13 protein-coding genes are annotated in these 17,385 nt (G+C 59.0%); 3 read left to right on the top strand and 10 right to left on the bottom strand.

Features of this window, described 5'->3' with window-relative positions:
• Positions 1–32 precede the first annotated feature (32 nt).
• From ACR3EQ_RS22580 to ACR3EQ_RS22565, 4 genes are all read right to left on the bottom strand, one after another.
• Positions 33–605, bottom strand: coding sequence for an aminomethyltransferase family protein (locus ACR3EQ_RS22580; RefSeq protein WP_170611669.1), 573 nt, complete (start codon positions 603–605; stop codon positions 33–35).
• Entirely contained in the window at positions 598–3,558 is a 2,961-nt protein-coding gene (locus tag ACR3EQ_RS22575; protein ID WP_480492182.1) for a sarcosine oxidase subunit alpha family protein, read from the bottom strand. Before ACR3EQ_RS22575 ends, ACR3EQ_RS22580 begins: the two co-directional genes overlap by 8 nt.
• Entirely contained in the window at positions 3,555–3,842 is a 288-nt protein-coding gene (locus tag ACR3EQ_RS22570) for a sarcosine oxidase subunit delta (protein ID WP_170611665.1), read from the bottom strand. Before ACR3EQ_RS22570 ends, ACR3EQ_RS22575 begins: the two co-directional genes overlap by 4 nt.
• A gap of 72 nt (positions 3,843–3,914) precedes the next feature.
• Entirely contained in the window at positions 3,915–5,165 is a 1,251-nt protein-coding gene (locus tag ACR3EQ_RS22565; protein ID WP_170611663.1) for a sarcosine oxidase subunit beta family protein, read from the bottom strand.
• Between the two features lie 369 nt (positions 5,166–5,534).
• On the opposite strand from ACR3EQ_RS22565, the gene ACR3EQ_RS22560 reads away from it, so the two are divergent.
• The 3 genes from ACR3EQ_RS22560 (at position 5,535) to ACR3EQ_RS22550 (ending at position 8,119) form a co-directional block, all read left to right on the top strand.
• The gene (locus ACR3EQ_RS22560; protein ID WP_170611662.1) at positions 5,535–6,146 is read left to right on the top strand and encodes a hypothetical protein; all 612 of its coding nucleotides are present in this window, start codon (positions 5,535–5,537) and stop codon (positions 6,144–6,146) included.
• Complete coding sequence (locus tag ACR3EQ_RS22555) at positions 6,140–7,072, top strand: M48 family metalloprotease (protein ID WP_170611660.1); 933 nt, start codon at positions 6,140–6,142, stop codon at positions 7,070–7,072. The genes ACR3EQ_RS22560 and ACR3EQ_RS22555 overlap by 7 nt, the downstream gene beginning before the upstream one ends.
• A 156-nt stretch (positions 7,073–7,228) precedes the next feature.
• Positions 7,229–8,119: a LysR substrate-binding domain-containing protein gene (locus tag ACR3EQ_RS22550; protein ID WP_170611658.1), complete on the top strand. Its 891-nt coding sequence runs from the start codon at positions 7,229–7,231 to the stop codon at positions 8,117–8,119.
• 210 nt (positions 8,120–8,329) lie between these two features.
• Here ACR3EQ_RS22550 and ACR3EQ_RS22545 read toward each other — a convergent pair whose 3' ends face one another.
• From ACR3EQ_RS22545 to ACR3EQ_RS22520, 6 genes are read right to left on the bottom strand one after another with little or no spacing between them, the layout of a single operon-like run.
• A complete protein-coding gene (locus ACR3EQ_RS22545) occupies positions 8,330–9,529 on the bottom strand; it encodes a catalase family protein (protein WP_170611656.1) in 1,200 nt (399 codons plus the stop codon).
• A gap of 9 nt (positions 9,530–9,538) precedes the next feature.
• Positions 9,539–11,038, bottom strand: a complete 1,500-nt coding sequence (locus ACR3EQ_RS22540; RefSeq protein ID WP_170611655.1) for a Dyp-type peroxidase — start codon at positions 11,036–11,038, stop codon at positions 9,539–9,541.
• Positions 11,035–12,336 carry a hypothetical protein gene (locus tag ACR3EQ_RS22535; RefSeq protein WP_170815995.1) on the bottom strand — a complete coding sequence of 434 codons (1,302 nt, stop codon included), beginning with the start codon at positions 12,334–12,336 and terminating at the stop codon, positions 11,035–11,037. Before ACR3EQ_RS22535 ends, ACR3EQ_RS22540 begins: the two co-directional genes overlap by 4 nt.
• A gap of 21 nt (positions 12,337–12,357) precedes the next feature.
• Entirely contained in the window at positions 12,358–12,810 is a 453-nt protein-coding gene (locus tag ACR3EQ_RS22530; protein WP_170611651.1) for a hypothetical protein, read from the bottom strand.
• A 13-nt stretch (positions 12,811–12,823) separates the two neighbouring features.
• Complete coding sequence (locus ACR3EQ_RS22525; RefSeq protein WP_480492179.1) at positions 12,824–14,680, bottom strand: GMC family oxidoreductase; 1,857 nt, start codon at positions 14,678–14,680, stop codon at positions 12,824–12,826.
• 9 nt (positions 14,681–14,689) lie between these two features.
• On the bottom strand, positions 14,690–17,101 hold the full coding sequence (locus tag ACR3EQ_RS22520; protein WP_170611647.1) for a hypothetical protein: 2,412 nt from the start codon (positions 17,099–17,101) through the stop codon (positions 14,690–14,692).
• Positions 17,102–17,385 lie beyond the last annotated feature (284 nt).

Below are 17,385 nucleotides of genomic sequence, written 5' to 3'. Positions count from 1 at the left end.
TGACATGCGCCAACACGGACAACGAAATCGCCTCAGCCCCGGCACACGGCCTCAGCTATTTCAGTAATGGCATGGTGAAGTGACTTGGCCGAGGACCGAGGGCCAAGGGCGGAGAAGGACGTTCCGGTCTCGTGGCACCACAGGTAGCAACCGATGTGGTGGATCGAGCATCGGGTTGCGGCACCGGATTGCATGGTTCGGATATCAACATTGCAAAGCCGTTCGAACAGATCGCAGGCGGTCGGGCCAGTAATGTCAAACCGGCACCAGCCGTCGGTTTGTTCGACAACCGAAGCAGTGTCTCCGACAGCGGCCTTGACCTCAACTGCCAGCATCTCGTGGCTTGCGTGATCGGCATCGATCATCCAACTGTCGGGACCAATCCAGAATGCCGAAAAGGCCGATGTCGCCACCGATTGGCCCAGCGCAGGCAGAGCCGCACCGATCAACTCATTTGCCTTGGTGACACACGCTGCCTCATGCCCTTGACGTGCGGTCAGTGACGCCAGCGCCCGCGAGGTGTTTTCCGTGATCGTCAAGCCGGGAAAGCCGTCTGATCGGGGCTCGGCACCTCCAAGCGGTGTGAGCGGTTTCAGTTTATGCACGCTGACGTCCTCCATCGGGATCGACAAAATGGGCGCTGACCACCTCGACCTTCACTTCGCTGCCCTCCAGGGGGTTGACCAGACGCAGAACCTCGCCCATCCGATCTGCACCGTTTTTCAGGAACCCGATGCCGATCGAACTGTCCAGGACCGGTGAATAGGCGGCCGAAGTGACATAGCCCTGGTCGTGGGACGCGTCGACCGGTCCATAACTGGTCATCAAATGGCCCCCTGCGACCACGGGGTCGCCGGCATCCACCGGTTTGAAGCCCACCAGACGCAGAGCGTCTTCCTCGTTCAGCCCAGCGCGCTCGCTCAGGGTGTTGCCGATGCAGTCCTTCTTTTTACTGACCATCCGGCCCATGCCAAGGTTCAGCGCCGTGGTGGTGCCGTTCAGCTCATTGCCGGTGGCGTGCCCCTTTTCGATCCGCATGACGCCCAAGGCTTCTGTGCCATAGGGAACCACACCGAATTCCTCTCCCGCCTCCATCAGCGCACGGATCATCGCATCGCCATAGCGTGTGGGCACGGCGATTTCATAGGCCAGCTCACCGCTGAAAGAGATACGGAACAAACGCGCCCGGCAACCGCCGCAAACGGTGATCACGGCACAGGCCATGAACGGGAACGCTTCGTTCGATAGATCGAAACCCGGATCGACAATCTTTTCCAGCAACTTGCGGGAATTCGGCCCGGCCACGGCATACTGGGCCCAGGCCTCGGTGGTCGAGATCAACTGCACGTCCAGATCGGGCCACAGACATTGCCGCGCAAACTCCATCTGGCGGTAAACCAGAACAGCGTTGGCGGTGGTTGTCGTGACCACAAAGTGGTCGTCGGCCAGTCGCGCAGCGGTGCCGTCGTCATAGGCGATGCCGTCTTCACGCAGCATCAGGCCATAGCGCACCTTGCCAACCGGCAGTTTCGCGAACCCGTTGGCATAGATTCTGTTCAGGAACTCAGCCGCGTCCGTTCCCTGCACGTCGATCTTGCCCAGGGTGGTAACATCGCAGACACCAACCGATTTGCGGGTCTGCAGAACCTCGCGATCCACCGATTGCCGCCAGTGCGTCTCACCCTTTTGCGGGAACCATTGTGCCCGAAGCCAATCGCCGACTTCGGTGAACACCGCGCCCTGTTCCGTTGCCCATTTGTGGCTGGGCGTCTCTCGGGTCGGATGGAAATGTTTGCCGACCGACCGGCCAGCCAGAGCACCCATCGCAACCGGCGTATAGGGCGGGCGGAAAATGGTGATGCCGGTCTCCGGGATCGACTTGCCTGTCATCTCGGCCATTACCGCCAGGCCACCCATATTCGACGTCTTGCCCTGATCGGTAGCCATACCCAACGTGGTATAGCGTTTCAGATGTTCGACCGAGACATAGTTCTCCTGATGCGCCAGCTTGACGTCCTTGACGGTCACGTCGTTCTGCTGGTCGATCCAGGCGCGACCCTTGCCCTCCTTCACATACCAGAAGGGTTGCAGGTTCACCGGTGCGTCCTCGGCCTGCGGTACATCCCCGACCTGCGCCGCAATCCCGAGGCCCGACAGTGCTGCCGCCGCCCCTTCTGCGCCGGATTTCAGCGCGCCGTGGGTCGACATCAAGCCAGCCGCGGCCCCCGCGACCAACATTCCGACCGGTAACACGTCACCCGGAACAAACGCTGCAAGACCCTCGTTCCATTGCGGGCGCCCGCGCTGATGGCAGGTCAGGTGCACATTGGGGTTCCAACCGCCTGAGACAGCCAGACCACCGCATATGATATCGCGGGTGAACCCCTTCGCCGTACGGACCGTCACCGACCCCAGACCCAGTCTGCCCTTGCTGTTGATTACCTGCGCACCGGCGAACAGTTCCGTCCCTTCGATGGCGGGTGCGTCGGCCCGCGTGTCGATCACGGCGGTGACATGTACACCTTTGGATATCAGGTCGGCAGCCGTGCGATGACCGTCATCGTTGTTGGTAAACACCGCCATGTGTTCGTGCGGTGTCACTGCCCAGCGATTGGCATAGGCCCGGGTTGCCCCGGCCAGCATCACGCCGGGGCGATCATTGTTGGCAAATGCGATGGGCCGCTCGGTTGCGCCGGCACATAACAGCGCCTGTTTCGAATAAATCCGCCACATGATCTGCCGGGGCTGCCCGACACCGGGCGTCAGTACGTGATCGGCCACTCGCTCGACAGCACCATAGGTGCCATGATCGAAAGCCCCGATCACGGTGGTGCGCGACAGCAGGCGTACATTGTCCATCGCCGACAGCTCTGCCACGGCCTGCGCTGCCCAGTCCGATCCGGCCATTCCGCCGACCTCGTAACTTTCGGCGTTAAGGCGCCCGCCTAGGACAAAATCCTCGTCCGCCAGAATGACCCGTGCACCCGCACGACCCGCTGTCAGCGCGGCCATCAGGCCCGCCGGACCGGCCCCGATCACCAGCAGATCGCAATGCAGAAAGCCCTTGTCGTATACATCAGGGTCGTCCTGTCCGGACACGCTGCCCAAACCGGCCGCGCGCCGGATCGCCGGTTCATAGAGCTTTTCCCAGAACGCCTTCGGCCACATGAATGTCTTGTAATAAAAGCCTGCGGTCAGGAAGTTGCTGAACATGTCATTGACCGACAACACATCCCGCTTCAGCGACGGCCAGCGGTTTTGCGATTTTGCCTCGAGCCCGTCAAAAAGCTCGGCCACGGTGGCGCGGGTGTTGGGCTCCTGCCGCGCGCCCGAGCGGAGTTCGACCAGCGCGTTGGGCTCTTCGGATCCGGACGTCAGCGGCCCGCGTGGACGGTGATACTTGAACGACCGACCCATCAGCCGCACGCCATTGGCCAGCAGAGCCGAGGCCAGTGTGTCGCCAGGGTGACCCTGATATCTTTTACCGTCAAAGCTGAAGCTCAGGGGTTGGGTCTGATCGACAAGACCGCCATTCAACCGGTTGGTCTGTACACTCATTTGCTGCGCCCCCTTGCCCGGGCCACATCACGGGCCAGTTCGACGGATGTGATCTCATGCGTCAAGGTGTTGCGCGTCACCACCAACCAGGACCGGTCGCCTTGCTCGTGATACCACAACTCACGATGCTCTCCGGCCGGGTTGTCGCGCAGATAGAGATAGTCGTGAAAGGCGTCAGCAGCATTTTCGGCCTGCCAGTCGGGGCGGTCGATCAGGGCAGCGTCGCCGAGATAGACAAACTCCTGCGCATCGCGGGGCCCAAGAAGCGGATGGTTGATAATCAAGGCATTGGCTCCTGTCGCATTTTCGAACCGCGGAACCGGTTACCGGTTTTGCAGAAAATGCTCATGTCTTCTTCAGTGCAGGTTGGGCTGCGCGCCCACCCCCTTCTCATCGATCATGTGGCCGGTGCGGAACCGATCCAGGCGATAGGCGGTCGCGACATCATGCGGCCGGTCTGTGGACAGCAGATGCGCAAAGCACCAGCCCGAGGCCGGGGTCGCCTTGAACCCGCCGTAACACCAGCCGCCGTTGAAATAGAGTCCGTCGATATGTGTCCGGTCGATGAACGGAGACCCATCCATCGACATGTCCATAACGCCGCCCCAGGCGCGCAGCAGACGCACCCGGCCAAGCGCCGGGATCAGAGCCACGCCGCTTTCCACAACATCCTCGATCACCGGCAGGTTCCCCCGCTGGGCATAGGTGTTGTACATGTCGATATCGCCACCAAAGACCAGTCCGCCTTTGTCGGACTGGCTGCAATAGAAGTGGCCCGCGCCAAAGGTGATTACACCGTCAATCACCGGCTTCAAACCTTCGGACACAAACGCCTGCAACACATGGCTTTCGATTGGCAGACGCATGCCCGCCTTTTCCATCACCCGGCCTGAAGACCCAGCCACAGCCACGCCAACTTTCTTGGCCCCGATGAACCCACGCGAGGTCTCGACCCCCAGAACCTTGCCGTTCTCGATGCGAAAGCCAGTGACCTCGCAGTTCTGGATGATGTCCACGCCACGCTGATCCGCGCCACGCGCATAGCCCCAGGCCACCGCGTCGTGGCGCACCGTTCCCCCGCGCCGGTGCAGAAGCCCGCCCTTGATCGGAAAGCGGCCGTTGTCGAAGTTCAGAAATGGATACATCGCCCTGACACCCGCTGTATCCAGCAGTTCAGCGTCCGAGCCGTTCAGGATCATCGCATTGCCCCGGCGCCGTGCCGCATCGCGCTGCGCATCCGTATGCACAAGATTAAGAATGCCGCGCTGGCTGACCATGGCGTTGAAATTGAAATCCTGCTCCAGCCCTTCCCAAAGCTTCAGGGAAAACTCGTAGAACGGCTCGTTCCCGTCCAGCAGGTAGTTCGAACGAATGATCGTCGTGTTCCGCCCGACATTTCCACCGCCGATCCAGCCCTTTTCCAGAACCGCAATCCGCGCCTCGCCGAACTCTTTAGCCAGATAGTATGCTGTGGCCAGACCGTGGCCGCCGCCGCCTACGACAACAATATCGTATTGGCCCTGAGGTTCAGGGTCGCGCCACGCCGGTTCCCAGCCCTTGTGCCCGGTCAGAGCCTCTTTGATGACCCGAAAGCCGGAATATCGCATGCTTTGCCTCGTTCTCGTTTGGAACGCCGTCTGGCGTTCCGCTTGGCCATACTCATCGAATCTAAGACCAACACATGTCATTCCGCGACATTGTTTTTCGTTTTCGGGTCAAAATTCAGAGAAGTCGGTTAGGAGACTTGACCTCTCGAGTATTCTAAATCGAGTGCTCGAACACAAGAAGCGGGCAATCGCACATGCGTCGTCAAGATGCTTGGTTCCATTCCGATCTGCAGATCTTAGCGCCAGAAACTGCGTTCGCTGATGTTCGACCTGTGTTTCGGCGCGGTTCGCAGCAGCCGGGGAACATGAGCGTTTTTGAGAAGGGCGGGAGCTGTGGTATGATTTCACAATAAGACAAAGGATTTAGACATGTTTGAAGGTTTAAACCCCATAATTGCCTTCCGAATGTCCGAACGATTGCTGCTGACCGCAATAGTCATTGTCGTCGCTCTGGTTGTTCTTGTCGGATTCTGGAAAACCGTTCAAAAAATTACGGTGACTGACAGTGGCCCGCTGGGTGTTGCCGGGTCAATGGCCCTGTCCACACCGGTTTTCGCGCTGTTGGCGGTGATACTGTACGCGTGGGTCAGTCTTTCGCATCCCATTTCCTATTCCGACGCGGCACCGCAGAGCGCTGCGGAAGAACAAGTTGCCGAAGCATCAGGCAGCGCCCCCAGCAGTTTCACAGGATCTCTGAGCCAGCAGTCCCATCAAGTCGCGGCGTCCGAGATCGACGCCTATGCGCGCCAGCAGGCCCGCCATCAGATCTGGACCCTGAACTGCCTTGCGGATTCGACAACCGTTCGCCCTTCGGCACAGAGCGACCTGATCAGCATCAAGCTGGCTTTGATGAAACAGGTCTGGCAGGACGATTGGGGCAATCCGGTGCAATTCGAACGCTGGGCGCAAAATCCATCAGAAGGCGTTCGCCCTTCCGATGCGGCGCTTGAGGTATTTGAAGGCAGGCACACGGGATGTTGAGGCTGGTTATTCTCATCTACGTCCTGATGACCGGCAGTCTTGCGGCCGAAGTCGTCTACAGTCCTGCCGATCTTCAGCGCGTTCGCGACCGCGCAATTCCCACGATTCAATCCGTCATGTGGCAGGACATCGTGCCACGCCTGCCTGATCAGTTTCGAGACACCGCCAGTGACGTGCAGCTGTTTTTCCCGGAACGCGGACCGGGGCCCATGTCATTCTATGCGTCACCCGCAAATGGCGAAATCTACATGCCATTGACCTCGTTACGGTTTTTCGATGATATCGCGACGCTTCACGCCTGGTTTGAATCCCAGGACTGCCCGACGGAATACATTCAGACCTACCTCGCAGGACTTCTACGGGCGGGCGAGGATCTGCCGGCCCCGCTTGTCGCTTTTGGTCTGGATCGTGACCGGCTCTTTGCCGACAACTACACCTATGACCTGAGCGGCAAAATTTATTCTTCGGCAATTCAGTTCATTCTGGTTCATGAACTGGGGCATGTTCTGCTGGATCATCAGGCCGGTGTTGAAGGCGCAGAAAGCCGTCAACAGGAAGCCGAAGCCGACAGTTTCGCACTGGATCATTTCGCACGGTTGGGTGGAAACCCCATGGGAATATTCTGGTACTATCAGGCCGCATGGTGGCACGACCCGGCCAGTGACCGTGGAAGGCGCGAAAACACCCATCCGATTTCAGCGGAACGCATCCGGTCGATGGCGAACCGGTTGATCGAGAACCCGGGCGATTTCGCCCATGGCGAGGCCAACCCCGAGCGTGAAGCGGGCTTTGTAAGGCAGCTTGGCGTCATGACGGCCGCATTTGCCGATCTGATTGACGATGACATTTTTCTGACCTGGATGGCTCCGGCGATGTTCAACGACTATCCGCTGTCCAATCTGCGTCAGGCCTGCCCCCACCAATAGGTGCGGATCAAAACCTTGCCAGACCGCACAAATCCCGTTTGCGTTACTCGTGTTTCGCGGGCGATGTTCGATTGCGGAACCAGCGTCATCGCCACGTCGATAATATCGTTTTGAATATCCTTGCGAAAACAGATCTGATGGTGGCACACGTAGGATATGAAAATAACGTTCAAACAAATCGATGCGTTCCGGACAGTGATTTCAACCGGAACTGTGACCGAAGCCGCCGAGGTGCTCGGAATTTCGCAGCCTGCGGTCAGTCGGCTTGTCTCGGATCTGGAATCCGAAGTTGGATTTAGCCTTTTTCAGCGCTCTGGCAGGGCGCTTGTTCCGACGGAAGAGGCGCGGCTACTGGTGAACGAAGTCCGCCAGGCCGTCAGCGGCATGGAACATATCAAGCAATCTGCGACGGCGATCCGTCATTTCGGCCACGCACGCCTCAGCCTGGTTACCACCCCGTCATTTGCGTCACAACTGGCTCCCGATCTTATCAAGGAATTTTCGGAAACCTGCCCCGAAGCGATGGCGCGCATGGAATTCGAAGCCAATGACGACACTGTCGAGTGGCTGGTGTCGCAGAACTATGATTTCGGCATCAAGACAAGCCCGCCGTCAAACCCGTCCTTTGAAAGCCTGAAGCTGTATGACGACGATGTTTATTGCGTGCTGCCCAAAGGTCATCCGCTTGCGACCAAGGAAGCCATCAAAGCCCGCGATCTGCAGGACGAAAGCTTTATCTCATACATGGGCCTGTCCCGCTTTCGCTTTGAAGTGGATCGGTTTTTTGAGGCCAATTCTGTTACGCGACGAATGAAATACGAAGCCCGGACAACGGACGGGATCTGCCGTCTGGTCGCGCGCGGCCTGGGCGTATCCATTGTCGGATCGTCCAGAGATTACCTGAAAACGATGCCCGGGTGCATTGCCCTGCCCTTTGCGGCGCCGCTTAGCTTTCAGGCCATCCTGTTCTGGTCCAAAAACGAGCCTTTGTCGGCGGTTGCAAAGATCTTCCTGGACCTCGCCCGGCAGAAGGCAAACTCAGCCTAGATCATGCTGCAATTGGCGGCGACATGGTCAGGTTGCGGAAATGATGACCTTTCGGAAGGTGGTCACTGCTCGGACCGCCTGAGTAAGGAAAGCAAAGAACGCATTCCTCGTCCGACATCAGGGTTCCAACCAACCTGGTGTCAAAGGCAAACACCCGGCCAAAGCTTGTTCGATAAGGCGCTCATCGACAGTGCCGCTAACAGACGACCTTCATTCAAACGTCTCCGATCCGTCCGGTTCGATGTGGGCGGCCTTGTTCATTTGCTGACGAAAGACTGCCAGTTCCTGATACATTCGCCGCCGCGCCCGGCTTTGGTTGCCTAGCGGGCGGTGGTCGGCCAGCGAATGCCAGGGATTGATCCGCAAGTTCCGCGCGAAAGACATCTGGGCCGGAGTATCAAATTCCTGCTGCGGGATATGAATACGCGCGACGGGTATCCAGGGCGATTTGTCCTCGGGCCACAGCACCGAGGCATCCTCGACCGGCATCAGGTGCGGGTCGGACTGGATCTGCACCAGCATCTCAAATTCGGCCGGACCCGCGCGCAGGGCGCGGGACATGTTGTCCCGTAGGTAGTTCGGTGGCACGCGCCCGAACGGAACCCCGGGGATGGTCATCGGCACATCGGTCAAAGGCTTGTAAGAGTACAGCATTGCCTGCCCTTCGCCCAAAAGGTACGGCACGCAACTGAAGTAGCGCTGGCCCAGCGGATTGTACTGGGTCTCGTTCCACAGACCCTGCATGAGGAAGTCAATCAGGTGTGAATCCTTTGGGTTCAGGAAATACCAGATCGGCTCGTCAATAGTGCTCCAGTATTGCAGCTTGGCATTCTCGCGCACGTCCGGCGTCACGAATGTCGGCGTGACGACGGCGGGCCAGTCCTGAGTGAATTTCTCCTCCTCCATCAGCTTCGGCCCCGGCACGTCCATCAGCTTGACTGACATCGACCCGAACCCGACATCCCGAATGTCTTCAGGCACATCCGGGCCGGGCCCGGCAAAGCGAATATAGGCCGGATAGCTTCGTTCGGTCGCAAATACGCCTTTACGCAGGTGTTCGGGCAAATCGGGATTCACCGTAAAGGTTGCGCGTACCAGCCCGTGTGTTTTGGTATTGCCACCGCGTTCGTAGGCACCGGGTTGAAAATGCAGGTTCATCTGCTCGCGCATCTCGTCGATGATTGTCTGCAGCGCCTCCTCTTCCCAGTCAAATATCTTCTCCTCGGCCAGGCCAAGCCCAAGGTTCGGGCGCTTGCGGTTCTTGAGACGCTGAAGAAAGCGCGCCGCAGGTGCGCGAACCAGGCGGTTTAGCTGCGGGCGGAAAAATGGCTCCAACCTGCGTTCGAAGTGCAACCCGATCTGAAGTAGTGAATGCAGAAAACGGCGGATGAAAAGAAGGATAGCGCGCATGAGGATCTCCTATTCCTTCTGTTCTGCGAGCAAGCGTAACGCGCGCAAGCCGGGCAGGAAGAAATAGCCGCCACCCCTGACGGTTACGAATTGCGGCAGGTGGTCCAGCCGCTCGGCGATACCGGTTGCACGCTGGATACTGAAACTGTCTGATGCCACGCCGCCGACGGGCTCGCGGCTGCCGACAATCGGGTCCGCCTCGCCGTGCAAACCATCGAAGGAAGGTGAAGACATCCAGGCGTTCTGCACAAATTCGAACTGGCGCGTGATATCGGCGCAAAGGCAGACAAAATGCAGCCCCCTTGCCTCTTGATCGGCCCCTTCGCCTGACAGCGCCTGTTCAGGCGACAGCGGCGGCCCGTATGCGCGCCCGCGACGGACAAGCCGGTGAAAGCGTGTCGACGCAACCAGATCATGCCGTCCCGGCAGCTTGTCCCGCCTGCGGCGGAACCCAAGCGTGCTGGTGATCCAGGCCCATCGGCTGGTGACACCGGGTGGCTGATCACCGGTTCTCGGATTGGCGCGCCTGATATGGGCGCCAACCGGGCAGACCACGCCATCGATGTCATCCTCGTAGGTGAAATTGTTTCCCTGACGCCCGCCCTCGATCTCGCGCCTGCCCTTTATCATCGGTGTGCCGTCCCGCGCGCGACCCACCATCGCCGTTGCCAGCGCTTCGCGGTGCGCGGCGTCGCCATGCGCCACCGAGTCGAGATGTCGCCAGAACCCCGGCACGTCCTGTTCAAGCTGGCGCATGACCAGATAGCTGCCATTGTGTCCAAAGCCGTTGTCCCCCGAGGCCGCGCCGGCATGCGCCGTTGATCCATCTTCGGCGGTGATCAGCAGACCGGAGGAGACTTCCTTGTATTCATTGACATGGCCCAGAACGACCTCGCCGGGTGCGATAAGATTGGAATACGTCTCTCGACCATGCTTGGGTGGGGGGCTTTTTCGGTCCCAATCCACTTTCGGCTCGCTGATACCATCGGCAAAACCGAAAGGCTCGATGCCGTCATTCAGGCGCGTCGGCAGTTCTTGGATGATGTCGAATGCATCGTGAAATGCGTGTTCAAGAATTGTCGACTTGAAAGGGCCGAGCCCGCGCTCGCGTGCATAGAGCATCAGCAGCAAATGGACTTTACCGCCTTCCCACATCCAGTTTTCCGGCGCGTTTCCACCGGAATCGCCAAGCCTTCGGATGCGGCTGTCTTCGCCCGCCATTCCGGCCAGAAATGGCTGCGAAAACTGCGCCAGAATCTTGTCCGGCAAACCAAGTGCGCGCAATCCGCCAGCCGTAAACGCAACCTGAAGCGCGACCTCGGGCGGGGTATCCAACCACTCGGCCGACGTTATGGGTGCGGATGCCAGCCAATCCCGGGCGGTCCGAGCATCCGAAACGGTCAGCAGCAGAAACTCGGCCTCGGGCAGCTTGCCATAACCAAACCGGATCAAGCCTTGCATGTCCGCGAAATCGACCTGTGTGGTCTGGATATCCTTGTTTTTGCTCATATCTTGGCCAGCCATTTGCGCAGCGCGCGAAGCCCGGACGGCCGCCGTTCCAGCCCGGCGCGTATTTGCGAATGCCTGTCGAGATCGACGGCAGTAAGACCGGGATAGGCCTTGTACCAGACCAATGTGGCTTGCTGGCGGTTCCGCAGGAAGCGTTTGAACTTGTGCTCTTGCTCGGCCCCATCCTTGATCAGAAACCGCGTACTGGGATAACCCACGCCGTTCGAAAACACGAGGTTGAGCCCCCAGGCAACTTTGTTGACGAAATCGTCCATGTAGCTTTCCAATGCGCCATCGTAATTGCTGCAGAACATCACACGGCGCTTGTCATCGAAATAGACCCAACGCGCGAAATGGATTGTCTGAACGCGGGTGAGGTAGCCTCGCGAGAAGATGTGCCTTGCTGCGTAATTCAACAGATACAGCGCAACAGTTGTCACCGCGCGCCGGAATCCACCGGGCTTGAGATCGCCAACCGCCGAAAAGGGGTTGGTGACGTCGTGGTCGTCATAAGTGCCCATCGCAGCGATATGCGTGTCATCCGGGCGCGGCAGGATTTCGGGATCCGAACGCTCAAGTCGGCGCAGGCGCCAGATCAATAGCGGCGAGGCCAGCAGAACGAGCGGCGATATCGCCAAGAGCACCAACGGCACACCGAATTTTTCGGTCCAGTCGATGAAAACCCGCCGTAACGAAGGTGACCGCCTCGGCGTCAGGCGCAGGCGTCCTTCGCGCCGTTCGGCCGAGACAAATTCCTGCAACCGCTCGTGCAGCAGGATGGCATCTTTTGCCCCGTGGGCCTCAATAAGCGCGTGCAATTCCAATTTCAGAGCGTGCGCAAGCGCGGCTTCCTCGTGAATCTGCTGCACCGTGCGACCGCGCCTGTTTACGTAATTGGCGGCCTCGACCACATTGTGCCGGGCCATCCAATCACGCAGGTCCGTACCTTCACGGAAGTCCTCGCAATGCGAAAAGATGCGACGCAACCCTTCGCCCGCGTGATTTGCCATCTCAACCAGAAAGCTGTCCCGGTCTCCGTCCATATCGCCCAGAAACGCCAGATGCGGCGGGAAGGCGCGCGCTTCGACGCCATAAGCTTCAATGTCCCGCCATGTGTCGACTTGCGGAAGAAATAACCGCGCGACGTGCAAACGATCGAAATCAGCGAAGGGCACGATCGGGTTCTTGGGATCCGCAAGCCCCGGTTTAAGCACCATCTCGGACAGCAGCGCGCGCAAATCCTCGATGCGTCCCTCCGCAATGGGGGCCAAAATCAGAAAGGTGCTCTGCTGTGTCATGGCGGGGCCAGTCTACCAGATTTAGGACGATATCGCGTCAGCATTGAAATCCAGCGCGAAGTCGATCAGGCGATTGTCGTCCCAATAGACCTTGCCCAGATAGAGGCCAGGACCGATGGCCCGGATTTCGTCGCGGATCCATTGTGCGAGAAGCGATGTGTCGGAATAGTCCAGCACGATGCATTCCTTTCCATCGAGCCAGCTCTTGTCCTTGTAAACCTTGGCCAGAATGGCGTTAAGCCCAAACGGCAAGATACGATTGCGCAGCACCCCTTTCGACTGGTCGAAGACTTTGCCCTGCCAGGCAAAACTGTTGATAAAGCGAGAGATCAGCGGTGTGAATTTCGTGCCCGGGGCCACGATGGCGGTTCCTTCGGCTTCGCCGTCGGGAATGTCCCCGGCCGGTACGCTGGAAAACAGTTCGTCCAGTTCTTCCTGACTCATATCCATGAGCGACTCGATGCTATGTGCCATAATGGCCCCCTTTCTAGACAGTGACGTGTTTTGCATCCTCCAGAATGTCCTGGGCGGCTTTTTCGCCGACCATGTAAACAGAGGATGCGATGAAAAATCCCGGAATTCGCGGAAAGACCGAGGCGTCGGCTACCCGTAGCCCCTTTGTACCGTGTACGCGCAGGCGGCTGTCCAACACGCCGCTGTCGGGCGGCCCGATGGCGCAACTGCACGACGCGTGATGCCCCCAACACTCGTCACTTACAAACTGGGCGATTTCCGTATCCGTTTTGACATCCGGGCCGGGAATTTCCTCGGCCTCGATCTGGCCGTTGCGGCGCAGCGGCTCGGTCAGGTTGCGAACAAATTTCACCCCTTCGACAACCGCTTGCAGGTCGTCGTCGCCGCCTTGCTTAAAGTAGTTGAACTCGATGAGGGGCCGGTCGCGCGGATCAGCCGAGGCCAGCCGCACGCGCCCCGTCGCATTTGCTGTATGGGCCTTCAGGACGGCCCAGCTCAGATGGTTGCGGCTGCGCGCCAGATCAGCAGCATAGCCGGGGTAGTAGCCAGCGAACCGCCCTAACAATGCCATGCAGAACAAATCAGGCAGCTTCTTGTCCGGGCTCGAACGCCGAATAACGCCCAGCGCCGCTCCGTTGGTTGAATACAGACCCTTACCGGTGTCCTGCCATTCCCGCCATAGCGGATCACCGGATTCATAACGGCAGTCGGTCAAGCTTTCCCAGCAATCCACCGCCATGCGGTTTACGACGGCAACTTCGTAGCGATCCTGCAGGTTGCGACCAACGCCGTCCAGCGCTACGCGTTGCGGAATACCCGCCCGCGCCAGTTCGTCGGCCGGACCAATTCCCGACAGCATCAGCAATTGCGGAGTGTTGAAGGCGCCACCCGCAAGAATAACTTCGTGTTTAGCCTGCACGCGCCGTCGAATTCCCTGACTGTCGCTTGGGGTTGCATGCGCACGATAAAGCCGCTCTCCCTTGAGGTATTCGATCCCGGTCGCGCGATTCTGATCATCAAACAGAACCCGGGTCGCAAGTGCGTCAAGCTCGACCGTCAGACAATCCGGATAACGCCGTGCGGTTTCGAGCACCCGCTCTCGTGTGCCGATACGCCGTCCGTTTTGCGTGGTAAGCGGCGTGTAAACCAGGCCCTCGGCGTTGCCGTCGATCCGGTCAAGGTCATTTGGATCTGCCGCACTCTTGAGCTGCCAGCGCAGGTGCCGCCATACCTTGTCTCCATCACCCAGCATTTCGCGAACGGATGCACGCAGCATGTCCATGATGTCGTCGTCGCGCAGGGCCGCACGCGGGATCGCCTTTTCCGTAGAAAGCCAACCGCGATAGCCGTGGCCGGTCCGGTCGATGCCAATTGCATTCAGCACCTTTTGCATCGGGCGATGGCGGCAGTTTTCGATCCGGCGGAAAATCTGATGCATCGCCTTCGGCGACCAACCGGCGTCGCCGGTAAGCTTCTCGATGTGGCGCCAATCATCGTGATGCGGGTAAAGGAATATCATTGCGTTATGTGCCGTGCAGCCACCCAGCGTACCCGCCCGTGGGTACAGTACGCCATCAGGCCCCGCCTTTGGATCGCGCGCCTGCAGGGCCGGGTCGGCATAGTGGCTGACATGAAAGTCCCAGCGCAGTGCTTCATTCTCGGTGGCGAAGGGATGAAATGCCGGGACGTCATAGTCATCGGGCAACCGGTTTTCCGCGCCCAATCCCCGCACACCGCCCTGTGCGGAACGGGGATCGCCACCTGCCTCCAGAAGCAGCACGCGCATTCCCGCTTCGGCCAGTCGGGCCGCAACCGTGCCGCCGCCCGCGCCCGAGCCGACGACGACATAGTCATAAATGGGCGCGTCCACGCTCATACCTCAGAAACGTTTGAGGTAGGCGATCAGATCCTCCTTCTGCGGATCCGTCAGCCGGGTTCCGAAATAATGACCACGATTGACGACGAAGTCGGGGCATTTGCTGAGTTCGAGAAGCGGTTCGACCAGATCAGCGAACATGGCCCGCACCTGAGTATTGCTGGCATTGTCGGGCAAATCCTTCAGGTTCCGCTTGATCATGATGACAAGCCGGGCGAGCCTGAAATCATGCTCGATCCGTTCCAACAAGTCGGCGTTGTCCAGCCGTATGTTGAGATTGGCAAGCAGGTTGATCGGTGTCCCCGCAGGGATCGGGCCCAGTTCGATGTCGCCGTTTTCGCTGAAAAGCCAGGGCAGTTCGTCCCGGAAGGGTTCGAACAGGCGCACCAGGAAGTCGGGCTGGAAACCACGCGGGATCATCAGGTAGCTTTGCTCGGTCGTGCGATCGATTAGCCCGGGCACCTTGTCGCCGAGTTCACTGTCACGCAGCCGGCGTTCTGGCCACAGCATCTTGCGAATACCATCGTCGAAGGTGCGCATCCTGGCTGCGACCGACGGGTCGGGTTCATAATAGCCCACCGTGTTGTTCAACAGATACGGCGCCGTCGACCAAAGACTGATCAGCGAAGGTACACGCGTGTAACCACGGCCGCCTGCAGGCATTTCGTACATGTAGGGTTCGCCGGTCACCGGATGGTGCACCTCGATCTCGCCGACCGACGGCAGCGCCTTGTAGGTCGAGGACGAAAAATTGTCCCAGATGTTACCCTCGATGGCGTTTGTCGCCAGCGGGCTGCAGGCGTTTGTCTCAAGTAGCGTGACCGGAATCCGCATCTCATTCGACAGATAGTTGTTTTCCAGAAAATCGTCGGCGTTGACGATTTCGGTCATCTCTGCCTTGAATTGATCCGTCTTTGTTAGCTCCCAGTAGTTCGACCAGCACTGCAGGTATCCCGGCCCCGAACATCCGCCTGGCATGGCCGCAAAGGCCGTTTCGGGCAACTTGGAGGAATGGCAGCGGGCGCAGTTTTCGGCAAACAGCGTCTTGCCCCGGTTCACCGTCTCGTCATCTTCGGTCAGGTGCTCTGCCCCGCCCGGCGCGTCAGCCAGGTAGTCCGGACGTCCGGCCTTGAGGAAATAGAGCGCAGTCAGCGGAGACTGCAGTTCCGTCGCGCGCCAATAGGCCGAATTCTTCTGCGCGGTTTCAATCTCGATGGGCGTGATCGTGCGGCCTCCGACAATCGGGTTGAAGTGCCGCGTCCATTCTTCACTGAAAAGACCTATATTGAGATAAACCCGGTTTAGCGCCCCAAGCGCGCCAACCGAATCCGCGCCGTCCTTCAGGACGCGCGGGCTGAAGCTGATATCGGGCGGCTCAAAAAGCTGTGTCAGCGGACCCTGATCCACGAAATCCTGAAACTGCATGTTGTCGCGCTCGCCCCCGGTCAGGCGTTCCTCGCCCAGCCTTTCGGCTATGCGCAGACGTTCCTCCAGCAGATAGATCGCGTTCATTGTGCGCGGGTTGTTGATGTAGTCAGGCGACACCAGCGACGTATCAAGCGATCCGGGCCGCGCTGTGTGAATCAACTGAACCATGTACTGCCGGTCGTCCGGCTTCCACGCGAACACCCTGTCGAACCAGAAATACTGGGCGCCCACCGTCGCGTTGAGATTGCGCATCTCGGGGTTTTCGGGGTCCTCTGGCGGGTCGATCGGGCTTGGACCGACATGGCAGAAGGCGCAAGACATGCCAACGCGATAAGGCCGGACCAGATCCTTGTCGAAATAGTAATCGGGGTCGTTGTAGAAACGCTCGGGATCCCAACGCCGCTCAGCGCGTTCATCGAAATCCGGGTTGGGGAATAACCGAAGACCCAGAACGCCGGTTGGTTCACCGTAATATGAGCCGACAGGCATGTTGCGGCCCCGCGCACCGATTTCAACGCCCGGATATTTTTCGGCGTTGTCAAATGGGTCGGCTGCGCAATCGTCACGCCGTTTGTCCAGCCAGAGCCCATAGCGTTCGGGATCCGGGCCAGTCGCCTGATCGAAACACGGTTCGTTTATCAGACCCAGATATTCGAACCGATTGGCGCGTTGCGCTGGCAGATCAGGATGCGAAGACAGGGTCTTGAGAAGATCAAATTGACCGAACGTGTCGCGCGTCAGGCGATCCCAAAGCAAATCGTTGCCGCCGGTCCAGACCATCCACATGTTGCGACCCTTGATTTCATCCGGGCCAAGCGGAATGCCGTTGTCAATCTCGGCGAAATAGTCCTCATCCGCAGGCGGAAAAGACGTCTCGTCTCGCCCGACCAGCATTGCCTCGTCAAGCGGGCCTGAAAAAAGCTGCGCCAGGGCGGCAACGGGCAGAAATGCGACCGGAAAAGTCAGCGAAATAATGCGACAAAACATCAGGCAAACTCCAATCTTCAGCTAGAAATTGGCATCAACCTCTCAGTTGGTACTGTCATATCAGTGTTGGTCCGAATCGAATTTATTGCAACCATGAAGGGAAAGCCGGGTATTTGCGCCTGGATCGAAGGGCCGAATTTTGCGGCTGAAGCGTTTTGGTGACCAGTTTCTGGCACCGTATGACAGTGTGCTCCGGTCGTCTGGCCAGCAAACCGGATGAGGATTTTAATGTTTTATTTCAAAATCTTAATGACATGATAATTTTTCACCGATGAGCCTACTGC

This window comes from Ruegeria sp. AN11, assembly GCF_056536005.1.
Note: the sequence above shows the minus strand (reverse complement) of the source record. Positions and strands in the feature narration are given on the sequence as shown.

Excerpts from the sequence above, each read along its gene's own strand:
- ACR3EQ_RS22535 (WP_170815995.1), bottom strand. The coding sequence starts at position 12,336 with ATGACACAGCAGAGCACCTTTCTGATTTTGGCCCCCATTGCGGAGGGA.
- ACR3EQ_RS22550 (WP_170611658.1), top strand. The coding sequence starts at position 7,229 with ATGAAAATAACGTTCAAACAAATCGATGCGTTCCGGACAGTGATTTCA.
- ACR3EQ_RS22560 (WP_170611662.1), top strand. The coding sequence starts at position 5,535 with ATGTTTGAAGGTTTAAACCCCATAATTGCCTTCCGAATGTCCGAACGA.
- ACR3EQ_RS22520 (WP_170611647.1), bottom strand. The coding sequence starts at position 17,101 with ATGTTTTGTCGCATTATTTCGCTGACTTTTCCGGTCGCATTTCTGCCC.
- ACR3EQ_RS22555 (WP_170611660.1), top strand. The coding sequence starts at position 6,140 with ATGTTGAGGCTGGTTATTCTCATCTACGTCCTGATGACCGGCAGTCTT.
- ACR3EQ_RS22545 (WP_170611656.1), bottom strand. The coding sequence starts at position 9,529 with ATGCGCGCTATCCTTCTTTTCATCCGCCGTTTTCTGCATTCACTACTT.
- ACR3EQ_RS22575 (WP_480492182.1), bottom strand. The coding sequence starts at position 3,558 with ATGAGTGTACAGACCAACCGGTTGAATGGCGGTCTTGTCGATCAGACC.
- ACR3EQ_RS22530 (WP_170611651.1), bottom strand. The coding sequence starts at position 12,810 with ATGGCACATAGCATCGAGTCGCTCATGGATATGAGTCAGGAAGAACTG.
- ACR3EQ_RS22565 (WP_170611663.1), bottom strand. The coding sequence starts at position 5,165 with ATGCGATATTCCGGCTTTCGGGTCATCAAAGAGGCTCTGACCGGGCAC.
- ACR3EQ_RS22540 (WP_170611655.1), bottom strand. The coding sequence starts at position 11,038 with ATGAGCAAAAACAAGGATATCCAGACCACACAGGTCGATTTCGCGGAC.